Below are 14,042 nucleotides of genomic sequence, written 5' to 3'. Positions count from 1 at the left end.
ATTAAGCCAGCATACTCTGCATTCCGTCAACAGTCGTCGACTGATCCAGATCTTCCGGGCCGTACCCCTGCAGACCCGAGCCATTCTGCGCAGCGTCGGGGAGTTGTCCGTCCTCCATGAGGAAGGCAATCGCCTCGTTCACCAATTCGTCTCCGCCGGCTTCGTCTTCGGGCGTGTCCATCAAACTGGCCTGATGCAACAGCAGGTCCGAATACTCCTCGGAATTCGCCATCACCACTGAATCAACACCTAATTTCGTGATGCTGGCCGAGTTCAGCATGGCATTGCTGCCTGCGACGACCGCGGCGGCGTTGGCTCCGCCGCCCAGCAGATGCACGTCGTCCTGATCGCTCAGTTTCGTGATCTGTTCGACGATGTTGACCTGCAGCAGGCTGCCGTCGATCTTGAGAACGCGCATCTGTTCCATGCCGGCGAACATCGGATCGCTCAACAATGCTTGCTCCAGCGCCTCATTGTCCATTTTTTGGTAGGAAAGCGCGTCGGTGAGGTTCGCAGAGGGAACGTCATGCGTGTCCTGACCCATGGTCTTCACGCTTGCCTGGTTCATCAGCAGGTTGTTGTCCGATGCGTCTGCCGCTCCGCCATACGAGCCCATGCCGGACAGCACGTCGTCGTCCATCAGCGCCAGCGTCTGGAAGATCATGTCGATCGAAATCATGTTCCCGCCGATCAGGATCAGGTCGTAGTAGCTGCCGAGCTGAAGGATCGTGTTGCTGTTGAACAGATCGTTGTCACCAAGCGCGAAATAGGACGAAGACGCCGAGATTTCGGTGCTGATGTGATCGATGTCCGTCGCGTCGATGATCTGCTTGATGAAGTTGGTGACCACGAGGTCGCCCTGGATCCAGTCGACCGTCAGGAAAGACGGTTGGTCGGTGGCGTCGTCCTCGTCCGAAGGTATCCAGGTCGCCGGGTTGGACACGGTCTCGATGTTCGACACCTGGTAGACATCCGTGCCGGAACCTTTGCCGCCCTGGCCGCCCTGATCGCGGTCCGACACGATCGCCACCTGGCTGATCATCGTCAGGCTGATCGACTTGCCGCCGAGCGCGATGTAGGGCGCGTCAACCCAGCCGATCTGGATGTTGGCTTCGTTGATCGCCAGGTTTCCACCGACGATCACGGTATGCCCGTCCTCGAATTCCTCGTCTTTCGACCGGTCCCACTCGGCCGGCAGGTCTTTTTCCGTCAGGCCGTCCGCGTCTTCTTCTTCCTCGGCCGGCTTGTGGTAGTGCGGCAGAAGATCGTCCCACGTGGGCATTTCCTCGACATATTCGCCGTTCACGATGATGCCGACCGCGTCTTCGCCGTGGAAGCGGTGAACCACGAGTCCCTCGATGTCCGAGCTGTACTCCGCCTTCATCGCTTCGGCGATGGCTTCGACGTTGCTGACCGACAGGAAGCTTTCGATGCTCCAGCCCGGAACGGCCAGCGCATGCATCGCCTCGGCATGGTTGAACAAGGCCTCGGCCTTCGCGATCATCTCGCCGGTGTCGCGGAAGTCGCCCGTGCCAAGCGTGTCGTTGTCGCTCATGTAGATGTACTGCGCCGTGAAGGTCACGGCCGAACCCTGGTACTCGTTATCCGGCTCAGGATTCTCGGCCATCATGATGAGGCGCGCCGCTGCATCATTTCCGGCTAGCAGCACGTCCTGGGGAGCCGGGGCGTCCGAACCGCCATTCTGCGTCTCCACCGGTCCTTCGATGATGCCGGGGCCCAAATCCGGAGGTGCGATCTCGGAAGGGGGCAGTTCCTTGAATTTGTAGTCGAGAGGCTTGTAGTTGCCCGGGTCGGGCTCAAGATCAACGTGGACCTTGATCCTGATCGGATCATCCAGCCCGTCAATTTCGGCCTGGCGTCTCAGCGCCGTGAATTCCTCGTACTGGTCGCGGAGCCTGGCCTGTTCAATCGTTAGGTCAAAAACACCAATGAAATGGGCAATCTGTTCGGAAATGCTGTCAAGTGCCATGTCAGTTTTCCTTATCGCCCATCCCGGCAGCAAATTTCCGGAACCGGGCTATGCTGTGCCGGGGCCACATTGTGGCCCCGGCGTTTCTCGTTGAAAGTACTTAGACTTCGGTGTCGTCGCTCGAGTAGGCCGAGCTCATGTTGCCGCCAACCATGGTGGTATCGACCGAGTTGCCGAGCACGTTCGCGCCCATCACGATCGACTGGTTGAAGGCCGCCGTATCGACCACAGCAGCTGCCGAGGCGTAGGATTCGCCGTTCACGACATCGTCGCCGGCTCCCGAGCCCCACTGACCGCCGAAGCCGCCAGATCCGCCGGCACCCGAGTTGGCGCCCATTGCGTCGCCACCGGTGTTGCCGCCACCAAAGGTGTCGCCGTTACCGGTTGCACTGGCCACCGAGTTTCCGCTGGTTCCAGCAGTCGCCCAGTTGTCGCCGGTGCCGCCGCCGCCGCCGCCGTTGGCTGCGCCAGCAGCGTTGACAGCGCCATTCGCAGTGGCGTCGTTGTCGCTCATGGCTGCGCCACCGTATCCGGCGATCGCGTCGGCAAGGCTGTCCGCCCAACCGTCAGAGTCGGCGTCCGCGTCGTTGTCGGTTCCGCCGCCGCCGCCGGCATTGTTGTCCGCGTCGACCGAACCTGCGCCGTTGCCTGCAGAGTTCGCAGTCGCCGTGTCGCTGGTCGCGTCACCGCCGGTGCCGTCGGTTGCAGAGTTGGACGTGGCCGGTCCGTTGGCAGTGCCATTGGCGGTGTTGTTGCCGCCTGCGCCGCCGGTGGCGTCAGGATCCTGGGCCGAGTTGGCCGCACCATTGACTGTGGTGTCCTGATCGTTGTCCGCGTCGCCAGCGGTCTGATCGCCAACGCCTTGGGCATCGACATCGCTGTCAGCGGCGCCGCCGTTGCCGTTTCCACCATCGCCACCAGCGTCCGCGGTGTTGTTGCCGGCAGTGCCTGCGCTGTTGTCACCGTCGTTCGTCTCGTGGGAAGGATCTTCGGTTTCGGCTTCTTCTCCGCCGCCCAGGATCTCCTGGTTCAACGCTGCGATTGCCGCTTCAACCAGACCTGCGAAGCCATGGCCGCCGTTACCGCCAGCACCGTCAGCAGTACTTCCGGCTGCGCCTGCACCCAGACCCAGTCCGAGGTTCGAGCCGCCAGCTGCGCCGCCGAGGTTGCCGCCGTCGCTGTCGTTTGCGGTCACGCCCAGAGCACCGGCGTTGCCGTTGCCGCCGTCTGCGCCTTTGGCGTCAGAGTCGTTGTCGACGTCGGTTTCAGCTTCGGTTTTCGAATCCGAGTCGTTCTCGCCGCCTTTGGCTTCGCTGTCAGCTTCCGAACCGGACAGGCCGAGACCCAGGCCAAGACCAATCGAAACTGCCGCACCGCCGTCACCGGCGTCGCCGTCAGCATCCGCGTCGGACTTCGACTCGTTCTCGCTCTTCGCATCGGCGTCTGCGTCGCCGCCGTCGCCGCCGTCGCTGTCACCATCGGCATGCGCGCCGTTCAGGCCAAAGCCCAGGCTTGCATTGTGCGCGCCGCCGCCGTCGCCGGCGTTGCCGCCCTTGGCGTCGGCATCCGCATCACCGGTGTCGTCGCTCTTCGCTTCGACGTCTCCGCCTTCAACGTCGGCTTTTGCATCACCAGCATAGGTCGTGCCGCCGTAGCCAGAGTTGCCGCCGTCCTGTTCGGACTTGATGCCTTCTTCAGCATAGGCGTAGCCGCCCGTCGCGTTGCCGCTCTGCGAGAACGATCCGTCGTTCGAGACCTTGGCGTCTTCAAGATAGTCATCGTCGCTCAAGTGGGCATACTGGGCATTGATCGACGAGAAGTCGTTGCCAGCGCCATTCTGCGAAACGTTCAGATTCAGGTCATCGCCGGGATCATAGTCAACATCGCGGCCTGCGCCGACTGCCGTGCCGACATCAGAATTATCGATATCGATGATGTCGTCGTCGCGCGGAATCCACTCGCCGCCGCCAAAGTCGATATTGATGTTGTTGGCGTTGTTGTTGGTGTTGTCGTCGTCACCGCCGTTGGTGTTGGCATTGGCGACAACCGTGTCCTGGTCCTGATCTTGTTTCTGGGCCTGTTTCTGATCCTGGGCTTGATCCTGGCCCTGTTCCTGGCCCTGTTCCTGGCCTTGCTCGGCACCGGACTCGGAAGCGGCCGCGGCTGCTGCCTTGGCGTCAGCGTCAGCCGCGTTGGTATTATCCAGATCCTGCTGCTGCTGCTGCTCTTGGTTGTCGATATCAGCTTCAATTTCCGCACCAGGAATGATGACGGTGCTGTCGACTTCGACAGATTCAATATCCACGTTCACTTCATCAACAGGGACGAAAAGGTTGTTGTTTCTTTGTGACATCTCAGTAATCCATTCATTTCGCCTGACTGCCACTCTATCTACAAGGCAGTATGAGGCGTGGTTTCAGATGATTTGGGATTTACGATGTGTGGCCAGACACGGCCGTACTCGTACACTCGTACCCAGCGGCACTCGCAAAACTTACATGTCTTGAGGTTCGTTCAGCGCTTCACCTCCCCCCTCCGGCCAAGCCGGGAAACCATGTACGAGGCGAATCGCGAAATATGCTGGCTACTCGTACACACGGTTAACAAAAAACTTCTCAACGAAGCCGGATCATCGTGGCAAGGAGGTGGCACGGTGCATAGCTGGACAAACGATGTAGGGTGGTTATCTAGCTGAAAAGAAGTGAAATTATTGCTCGATTGATGCCTGGTGTGGTTTTCGCCCTGCCCAAGAATCGCCACATATAGGCCAGAGAAGAGCCGCAAATTTCGAAACCAGACACAATGGTCAGGCTTTTTGGCGATTTGTGCATGGAATCTAGAACTAACGGTTAATAATCCGTTAATCGCTTGAATCGGACCGGCAACCGTCTATTGATGGATTCAGAACTTTCAGCTATGTTGGAACGCACAATATTTGAACGATCCAATATAAAAACGCAGTAAGTTCGGGGCGGTGGTTCTTCTTGTTTTGGCCCCGCCGTTATGTGGTTAAGATTCTCATCCGGAGGAGCCAATGAGCCTCCCGTTAACTAGTGAAATTACAGATCAATCGACTGAGCCAAGCGGCATGTCGGTGTTGTTCCTGGGAAAGGAACTGTTCTTTTCCAACCAGACCCTCAGAAGCGTTCAGTCCGAATTCGGAGTCGAGGCGCAGCGCCACGAGACTCTGGAGCAGGCGATGAACAGCTTCGACGGCGCCGTGCCGGATTTGCAGATGCTTGTCGTGGATCAGCTGCTGCAGGATGACCTGCTCAGCAGGCCCGAGCAGTATCTCGAGGCGGCCGGGTCGGGCTGCATCGCCTTCGCCTACCGCAAGGAAGACGCCGCGCGCTCTCTTTTCATGCACTGGGATCGCAAGCGGCACGGCGATATCGGCTATCTGCCGATGAACGTCGCGCCCGACGTCTGGCGGTCCATCCTGCGCCTGCTGCTGCATGACGAGCTTTTCCTGCCGACGATCTTCGTCGATTCCCTGGAAAGCGCGAATGGCGATGGCGTGGCCAGCCCCGCCCGCAAAAACGGCATCTCCGTAGCGGGCCCCGGGGACGGCAACAAGAAGCTCTACGAGCAGTTGACCCGCCGGGAAAAGCAGGTGCTGCGCCTGGTGTCCCACGGCGAAAGCAACAAGATCATCGCGTCAAAGCTCGGCATCACCGAACACACGGTCAAGCTGCACATGCACAATGTCGTCGGCAAGATCGGAGTCAGCAACCGAACCGCCGCCGCCCATTTCTATCACGAGGTGGCGCCGAGGGACTCGCGCCAGGGCTCCGTTGAATAGCGGCCCCGAGACACGGTTCGACCGCCTGATCCTGCTGGTCGGGCGGTTGAACTACATGTGGACGAACACCGAAAGCCTGCTGATCCACCTGATCGCCGGGCTGAGCGGCACCAACAAGGATGTCGCGGTCATCACCTTCCTGACGCTGAACACCACCCGCGCCCGCATCGATCTGGTCGAGAGGCTGGCAAAGATGGAAGGGCGCGACCCGGAGGTGCGCGACCTCATACTCGAACAGACGCAGCGGCTGGCCAAGCTGTCGGGGATCCGCAACAAGTACAATCACTGCATCTACTCCTTCGATCCGGACAGCGGCGCGCCCAAGACGATCCTGATGCGCATCGCAGACCGCAAGACGGACATCAAGCTGGGGCGCTCCGATACGGTGGACGAGGAAGCGATGGTGCAGATCGAAAAGGTCCTGACGCAACTGACGACCGCGAACCGCGACATCTGGCAGTTGATCGGCAAGCTTGGCTATCCGACCTGAAAGGCCCGACGTACTGTCCCGGCCCCAGCAATAGAAAACGCCCCATGTTTCGGCATGGGGCGTTTCCGGTTCGTGACATTCATTCTGCCGGAGTGGTGGCCTCGTCCAGCGGCTCCGGCTCGGGGTCCTTGCCGCCGCCGCCCTTGATCCACTCCCTGAACCCTTGCATCACCGCATAGAGCACCGGCACCAGAATCACGCCGAACAGCGTCGCCGCCAGCATCCCGCCGAACACCGCGAAGCCGATGGCCTTCTGGCTTGCGGCCCCGGCGCCGCTGGCCAGCATCAGGGGGACCACGCCCAGCAGGAAGGACAGCGCCGTCATCATCACCGCGCGGAAACGCTGATGTGCCGCCTCTGCCGCGGCATCGCGGATCGAAAGACCCTTGGCCCGCTGCTCCATGGCGAATTCGACGATCAGAATGCCGTTCTTCGAGGCAAGCCCGACCAGCATGATCATCCCGATCTGCGTATATAGGTTTATGTCGCTCCCCACGATTGCCACAGCCGTCACCGCCCCGAACAGGGCGACGATGACCGACAGCAGGATCGAGACCGGCATCGTCCAGCTTTCGTACTGGCCGACCAGGAACAGGTACCCGAACAGGATCGCCAGCCCCAGGATCAGCAACACCAGGTTGCCCGACGCCAGCTGCTGCTGCGCCGTGCCGGTCCATTCGAAGGCATAGCCCGGGGGCAGGGCGGTCGCGGATTCCTCGGTCATCACCTGGATCGCGTCGCCCGTGGACAGTCCCTCGGCCGGAACCGCCGTCACCGTGGCCGAACGGAACAGGTTGTGCCGCTTCAGCAGCACCGGGCCCAGCACGTTCTCGACATCGACCAGCGTGCCCAGCGGCACCATCTCGCCCTTGGTCGAGCGCACCCACAGGTTTGCGATGTCGTCGACCTTGTCGCGATACGACCCCTCGGCCTGGATCATCACCCGGTAGACCCGGCCGAACAGGTTGAAGTCGTTCACGTAGTACGATCCCAGCTGCGCCTGCATGGTCTGGAAGATCTCGGCCACCGAGACCTCCAGCGTCTTGGCCTTCTCCCGGTCGAGATCGACGAAGATCTGCGGCACGTTCGCCCGGAAGGTGGTGTAGGACTGCGCGATCTCGGGCCGCTGGTTGGCGGCATAGACCAGAGATCCCACCGCCGAGGACAGATCCTGCGGCGACCCGCCGCCGGTCTGCTGCACCTCCATCTCGACGCCCGCGGACATGCCGAGACCCTGAATGGGCGGCGGGTTGAAGGCGACGATCGAGGCCGCGGATTCACCCCAGGCGATTGCGAGGATCTTCTCCAGGATGGCGTCGGCGGTCAGGTCCGGGCTTTGCCGGTCGTCCCAGTTGTCCAGATTGACGATGATCATCGCGCCGTTCGGGGTCAGCCCGTTCAGCATCGAGAACCCGTTCACAAGAACCGTGTTCGCGACGCCGGGGATTTCGCTCAGCTCTTCGTTCAGCCGCGCGGTCACCACCTCGGTGCGGGTCAGGGTCGCCGCGTCCGGCAACTGCACGTCCACGAACAGATAGCCGTTGTCCTCGAGCGGGATGAAGCCTTTCGACGTGTTGTTCATGATCGTCCCGGCGCCGAAGGCGAACATCGCGATGATGCCGATTGAAATGACCGGCACGATCAGCAGCATCCGGACGATCGAGACATAGCCGTCGCGGACCGTGCCGATCAGCTTTTCGAACAGCGCAAGCAAACCCTTGGGCGGGCCCGAGCGCGCCTTCAGCACCAGCGCGCACAGGGCAGGGGACAGCGTCAAGGCGTTGATCGACGAAATCAGCACGGCGGTCGAGATGGTCACCGCGAACTGCGAATAAAGCCGCCCGCTGATGCCCGGCATGAAGGTAACCGGTACGAACACCGCCAGCAGAACCAGCGTGGTCGCGATCACCGGGCCGGTGATCTGCCCCATGGCCTTGCGGGTGGCCTCGGGCGGGCTCAACCCCTCTTCGGCGATGATGCGCTCGACGTTTTCGACCACGACGATGGCGTCATCCACCACGATCCCGATGGCCAGCACCAGCGCGAACAGCGAAATGGTGTTGAGCGACATGCCGAACGCCAGCAGAAAGGCGAAGGTGCCGATCAGCGAAACTGGAATGGCGACGGCCGGAATGACGGTCGCACGCCAGTTGCCCAGAAAGATGAACACGACCGAGATCACCAGGGTGAAGGTCATGATCAGCGTTGAGACCACATCGTTCAGGGATTGCTCGACGAAGTCCGTCGTGTCGAAGGGAACCTGGTATTCCACATCCGTCGGAAAGGCGCGGGACAGGCGCTCGAGCTCTGCCCGTACCCGCTCTGCCACCGCAAGCGCGTTGGCGCCGGGGGCCTGGTAGACACCCAGAACCGTGGCCGCGTGGCCCTGATAGAAACCCGAGGCCGCGTAGAATTCCGCGCCCAACTCCACCTCGGCGATGTCCTTCACCCGCACGATGGACCCCGCGTCGCCTGTCCGGATCACGATGTTGGCAAACTCGTCGACCGTTGTCAGGCGGCCCTTGGTCTTGATCGTGTACTGGAACGTCTGCCCCTCGGGCGCGGGCGGCGCGCCGATGGAACCGGCCGAGACCTCGATGTTCTGCTCGCGGATGGCGTTGATCACGTCGACCGGAGCGATCGACAGCGCCGCCATCTTGTCCGGATCCATCCAGATGCGCATCGCGTATTCCAGATTGGTCAGAACATCCGCCTTGCCGACGCCCTGGATGCGGGCCAGCGCATCCTTGAGGTTGATCGAGGCATAGTTCGACAGGAAAACGCTGTCATAGGTGTCGTTGGGCGAGGTCAGCGTCACCGCCATCAGCATGTTGGTAGACGCCTTCTGCGTTACCACGCCCGATGCCGTCACCTCGGTCGGCAACGAGGCCATCGCCTGCGCCACCCGGTTCTGCACGTTGACTGCGGCGATGTCGGGATCGGTCCCCACCTCGAAGGTGACGTTCAGCGAGTAGGCCCCGTTGTCGGCCGACGTGGAGGTCATGTAGATCATGTCGTCCACGCCGTTGACCTGCGCCTCGATCGGCGCGGCGACGGTGTTCTCCACGGTTTCCGCATTGGCGCCGGTGTAGTTGGCCGTGACGCTGACGACCGGCGGGGTGATGTCGGGGAACTGCGCCACCGGCAGGACCAGGTAGCCGATAGCCCCCATGATGGTCAGGACCAGCGAAATGACCAGGGCCAGCTTCGGCCGGCTGATGAAAAGGGCTGAGAACATCGGTTATTCTCCCGGCTGCTCTGAGGCGACGATCGCATCCACGGCGACGCCGGGGCGCACTCGCTGCAGACCTTCGACGATGACGCTTTCCCCCTCGCGCAGGCCGTCGAGCACGATGATCGCAGTACCGTGCACGTCGCCCGTGGTGATGTAGCGTTGTTCGACCATCTGCTGATCGTTGACCACCAGGACGAATTCCCCGCGCTGATCCCGCTGCAGCGCCGCCTGCGGCACCAGAACCCTGAGCGTCGGCTCCAGCGCCTCGATGACGACATGCAGGAATGAGCCGTCCACGATCAGCCGGTTCTTGTTCTCGAACTTGGCCCGCAGCGTAATGGCGCCGGTCAGCGGATCGATCCTGTTGTCGACAAAGACGATCTCGCCGGTTTCCTCCAGATCGATGCCGTTGGGCAGCGTCAGTTTCACGATCGGGCTCTTGCCGCTTTCCGCCAGCGTTTCGGGGTTCTCTCCAAGCTGTTCCAGAACCGAAATGAACTGCTTTTCGTTCAGCGAGAACGTGACGTAGATCGGCGCTTCGCGGATCAGGGTGACAAGCGGCGGCAGGTTCGGCCCGACCACATCTCCGACGCTGATGTTCACCCGGCCGATGCGCCCGTCGAACGGGGCAAGGATCTTGGTATAGCTCAGGTCCAGCTCCGCCTGCTGGATCGCGGCCTGCGCGGCCTTGACCTCGGCTTCGGCAACAAGCTCGTTGGCGCGGGCGATGTCGCGCTCGGCCTCGGGCGTTGCGTCGCGTCTGAACAGTTCCTCTTTCCGCGCCAGATCCAGCTTGGCCAGTTCCAGGTTGGCCTCGGCCCGGGCCAGATCCGCATTTCGCGCATCCAGCGTCGCCTGGTACAGGTCCGGCTCGATCTCGAACAGCAGATCGTCCTTTTTCACGGGCTGCCCGTCCTCGACCAGCCGGCTGTCCAGGAACCCGTTGACCCGGGCGACGATGTCCACCTGGTCGATCGCCTCGCCACGCCCGATGAACACCGCCTCGTCCGTGATTTCCTCGGAATAGGCCGCCGCGATCGAAACCTTCGGGGCCTCTGCCTCCTGCTGGTCCTGGGCCAGGGCGGGATGCGCGAAACTCAGTAAGGCCAGCAGGGCCGCGTATCGGCAGAGTCCGGCACCGCGGCGGCTGGAACCGGAGCGCGCGGAAAGCAAGGCAAATGGCATGAAAAGGACCTCGTTCTTTGGGCAGTTTCGGTCGGAAACGACAGGGCACGAGGCCGAGTCACCGGGTCTCTGACGCAGGATGGCCGGTTTGCGGCAATATCTCAAGGTTAACCATGCCTGCCTGAATATTGATCCGCCTTGAAAATTTCGCCTGTGCCCGGAATCCGGGCAGCGACTGCGGGCGGCTGGCCCGGTGCCCTCAAGCAAGTCAAAAAAATGCCGGAGCGCCGCCAGGGCCCTCCGGCAAACGATTTGGCGAATGGACGGGGCGATCCGCCCCGCCGAAATCAGCTGCGGGTGCCCGCGAAACGCACCTGCCAGTCTTCGCGCTGTTCGTCGGTGATCTTGGCGAACAACACGTCCGGCACGGTGAACTCGTGCCCGGCGGGCAGGGCGGACAGGGCCTGTCCGACATCCTCGGGCCATTCCGTGTCGAGCGTGTTCATCGCCGACAGCATCGCCGCCGCGCTGTGCGGGATGAAGGGGGCGCTCAGCACGGCATATAGCCGGATCAGGTTCAGCCCCAGTCGCACCTGCGCCGCCGCCTGTTCGGGGTCTGCCTTGAAGGTCGACCAGGGCGCGGCGGCCTGCAGGTATTCGTTTCCGGCCACCCAGATCGCCCGCAACTCCTGCGCCGACTTGCGCACGTCCATCGCCTCCATGTGGCCCTCATAGGCGCGAACGCGGCGCGTCAGTTCCTCGATCAGCGCCTGTTCGCGCTCGCCGTAGTCGCCGCCCGCAGGCACCACTTCGCCGAACTTGGAGCGGCAGAACTTGGTGATGCGGCTGACGAAATTGCCCAGAACGTCGGCAAGATCCTTGTTCACCGAGGCCTGGAAATTCTCCCATGTGAACTCGCTGTCGCTGCTTTCGGGCGCATGGCTCAGCAGCCACCAGCGCCAGTAATCCGCCGGCAGGATATCCAGCGCCTGGTCCATGAAGACGCCGCGGCCCTGGCTGGTCGAGAACTGGCCGCCATCATAGTTGAGGTAATTGAACGATTTCAGGTGATCGACCAGCTTCCACGGCTCGCCGCTGCCAAGGATGGTGGCCGGAAAGCTCAGCGTGTGGAACGGCACGTTGTCCTTGCCCATGAACTGGACGTAGCGCACGTCGTCGGCCCCCTTGTCGGTGCGCCACCACCGTTCCCAGTCGGCATCCGGGCGGCCGTTCGCGTCGGCCCATTCCTTGGCGCAGGCGATGTATTCGATGGGCGCGTCGAACCAGACGTAAAAGACCTTGCCCTCCATGCCGGGCCAGTCCTCGTCGCCTTTCTTGACCGGAATGCCCCAGTCCAGGTCGCGGGTGATGCCCCGGTCCTGCAGCCCGTCGCCGTCATGCAGCCATTTCTTGGCGATCGAGGTGGTCAGAACCGGCCAATCCGACTTGCTGTCGATCCAGGCGTCCAGTTGGTCCTTCATCGCCGATTGCCGCAGGTACAGGTGCTTGGTCTCGCGCACCTCCAGGTCGGTCGAGCCCGAGATGGCGCTGCGCGGTTCGATCAGGTCGGTCGGGTCCAGCTGCTTGGTGCAGTTCTCGCACTGGTCGCCGCGGGCGCGTTCGTAGCCGCAGTTGGGGCAGGTGCCTTCGATGTAGCGGTCCGGCAAGAAACGCCCGTCCGCATTCGAATAGACCTGTTTTTCACTTACTTCGCGGATCAGCCCGGCATCGGCCAGCTTGCCCGCGAAATGCTGCGTCAGCCTGTGGTTCTGCGGGCTGGACGAGCGGCCGAAGTGATCGAAGCTCAGCCCGAAACGCCTGGCGATGTCGGCCTGCACCCCATGCATCTCGGCGCAATACTCGGCGACCGGCTTGCCGGCCTTGGCCGCTGCCAGTTCCGCCGGGGTGCCGTGCTCGTCGGTGGCGCAAAGGAACATGACCTCGTTGCCCCGGCCGCGCTGATAGCGTGCATAAAGATCGGCAGGCAACTGCGAGCCGATCAGGTTGCCGAGGTGTTTGATCCCGTTGATGTAGGGGATCGCCGAGGTAATGAGAATCCGTGCCATATTCCAAGTCCGCGTATCTGTCTGCGCGCCCGTCTAACCCATGTGGGCGCGCAGCAAAAGACCGCGTTTTCGACGTGTTGCGCTATTGCTCCTCGCGCGAGCGTTTCAGCAGCCTGCCGATGGTGAACGAGGTGCGCGGCGCATAGACGTAGTGCGTCCGGTCCTCGGGCGTCGGGCGGGCGCGCATCCGCGTCAGGCCGAAACCGATGAGGAAAAGGTGTCCGGCGGCGATCAGGCCGAACAGCGCGGCCGGCCCGAAGGACTGGATCAGCGCCGAGGCCAGGAAAGGCGAGGCGATCGCGCCCATCGCGTACCAGAACATCAGCGCCGCCGACAGTTCGACGCGCTGTTCGGTGGTGGCGAAATCGTTGGCATGGGCGGCCGAGACCGAAAAGACCGGAAAGGTCATGAACCCGAACAGCCCGGCCGCCAGCATCACGCCGGCGGTGCCGGTGCCTCCGGCGGCGGCGGTGATGCCGCAGGCGAGGATCGCCGCGACCGAGATCCACAACAGCACCCAGCGGCGGTCGTACTTGTCGGCCAGCCATCCCACGGGATACTGCGCCAGCACACCGCCCAGCACGAAGGACGCAAGGAAGAAGGCGATCTGATCGACCTCCAGCCCGACTTCCTTGCCGTAGACGGGCCCCACCATGCGGAACGAGGCCGAGCTGATGGCCGAGACGATGACGCCGACCACCGCCAGCGGCGAACAGGCCCAGGCAAGGCCCGGCCTCAGCCGCGGCGCGTTCGGCGTCTCCGGCTGCGTGGCCTTGGTCAGGGTCAGCGGCAGCAGCGCGGCGCAGCACAGGATCGCCAGGATGTTGTACGAGATGTACGAGGCCGGGGGCAGAACCGCGATGATCAGCTGCGCCGCCAGCGACGCGCTGGCATCCGCGATCCGGTATGTGCCCATGGCGCGGCCGCGGATCTCGTTGGTCAGCTTGGCGTTCAGCCAGGCTTCGATCACCGTATAGCACCCCGCCACGCAAAGCCCCGACATCACCCGCATCGCCGCCCAGGCGAACGGGTTGTCGGTCAGCGTGTGGCCGATCAGTCCCACCGCACCAAGCGCGGTGCAGGCCGCGAAGGCGCGGGAGTGTCCGACGCTGCCCATCAGGCGCGGCGCCCACCAGCAGCCAATGAAGAACCCCAGGAAATGCGCCGAGCCCAGCAGGCCGATCTGCTCGGTCGAGAATTCCAGCTTCAGGCCCGAGATGGCGTCCAGCGGGCCGACGCCGCCGGTGGACAGCTGCAGCAGGATGACCGAAAGAAACAGGGCGGCAAATGAAATGATCGTTCGCATGATGTGCCTAACATGCCCGGTCAGGGAT

8 protein-coding genes are annotated in these 14,042 nt (G+C 62.6%); 2 read left to right on the top strand and 6 right to left on the bottom strand.

Features of this window, described 5'->3' with window-relative positions:
• Position 1: 1 nt before the first annotated feature.
• The gene (locus FGK63_RS07300) at positions 2–1,990 is read right to left on the bottom strand and encodes a type I secretion protein (protein WP_138840948.1); all 1,989 of its coding nucleotides are present in this window, start codon (positions 1,988–1,990) and stop codon (positions 2–4) included.
• Positions 1,991–2,090: 100 nt separating this feature from the next.
• Positions 2,091–4,343, bottom strand: coding sequence for a hypothetical protein (locus FGK63_RS07295; protein WP_138840947.1), 2,253 nt, complete (start codon positions 4,341–4,343; stop codon positions 2,091–2,093).
• Positions 4,344–5,078: 735 nt separating this feature from the next.
• Between FGK63_RS07295 and FGK63_RS07290 the strand changes: the two genes are divergently transcribed.
• On the top strand, positions 5,079–5,792 hold the full coding sequence (locus FGK63_RS07290) for a helix-turn-helix transcriptional regulator (RefSeq protein WP_171052590.1): 714 nt from the start codon (positions 5,079–5,081) through the stop codon (positions 5,790–5,792).
• Complete coding sequence (locus FGK63_RS07285; RefSeq protein WP_138840945.1) at positions 5,785–6,282, top strand: hypothetical protein; 498 nt, start codon at positions 5,785–5,787, stop codon at positions 6,280–6,282. The genes FGK63_RS07290 and FGK63_RS07285 overlap by 8 nt, the downstream gene beginning before the upstream one ends.
• 79 nt (positions 6,283–6,361) lie before the next feature.
• Here the strand turns inward: FGK63_RS07285 and FGK63_RS07280 are convergent, their stop codons facing one another.
• The 4 genes from FGK63_RS07280 to FGK63_RS07265 form a co-directional block, all read right to left on the bottom strand.
• Positions 6,362–9,520 (bottom strand): efflux RND transporter permease subunit, encoded by a 3,159-nt coding sequence (locus tag FGK63_RS07280; protein WP_138840944.1) that lies wholly within the window; start codon positions 9,518–9,520, stop codon positions 6,362–6,364.
• Between the two features lie 3 nt (positions 9,521–9,523).
• Entirely contained in the window at positions 9,524–10,702 is a 1,179-nt protein-coding gene (locus FGK63_RS07275) for an efflux RND transporter periplasmic adaptor subunit (RefSeq protein ID WP_138840943.1), read from the bottom strand.
• Positions 10,703–10,989: 287 nt separating this feature from the next.
• Entirely contained in the window at positions 10,990–12,708 is a 1,719-nt protein-coding gene (gene metG / locus FGK63_RS07270; RefSeq protein WP_138840942.1) for a methionine--tRNA ligase, read from the bottom strand.
• Between the two features lie 82 nt (positions 12,709–12,790).
• Positions 12,791–14,014, bottom strand: coding sequence for an MFS transporter (locus tag FGK63_RS07265; RefSeq protein ID WP_138840941.1), 1,224 nt, complete (start codon positions 14,012–14,014; stop codon positions 12,791–12,793).
• Positions 14,015–14,042: the final 28 nt, after the last annotated feature.

The organism is Ruegeria sediminis (assembly GCF_005938215.1).
GTDB lineage: Bacteria > Pseudomonadota > Alphaproteobacteria > Rhodobacterales > Rhodobacteraceae > Ruegeria > Ruegeria sediminis.
This window is presented reverse-complemented; position numbering and strand designations above follow the sequence as displayed.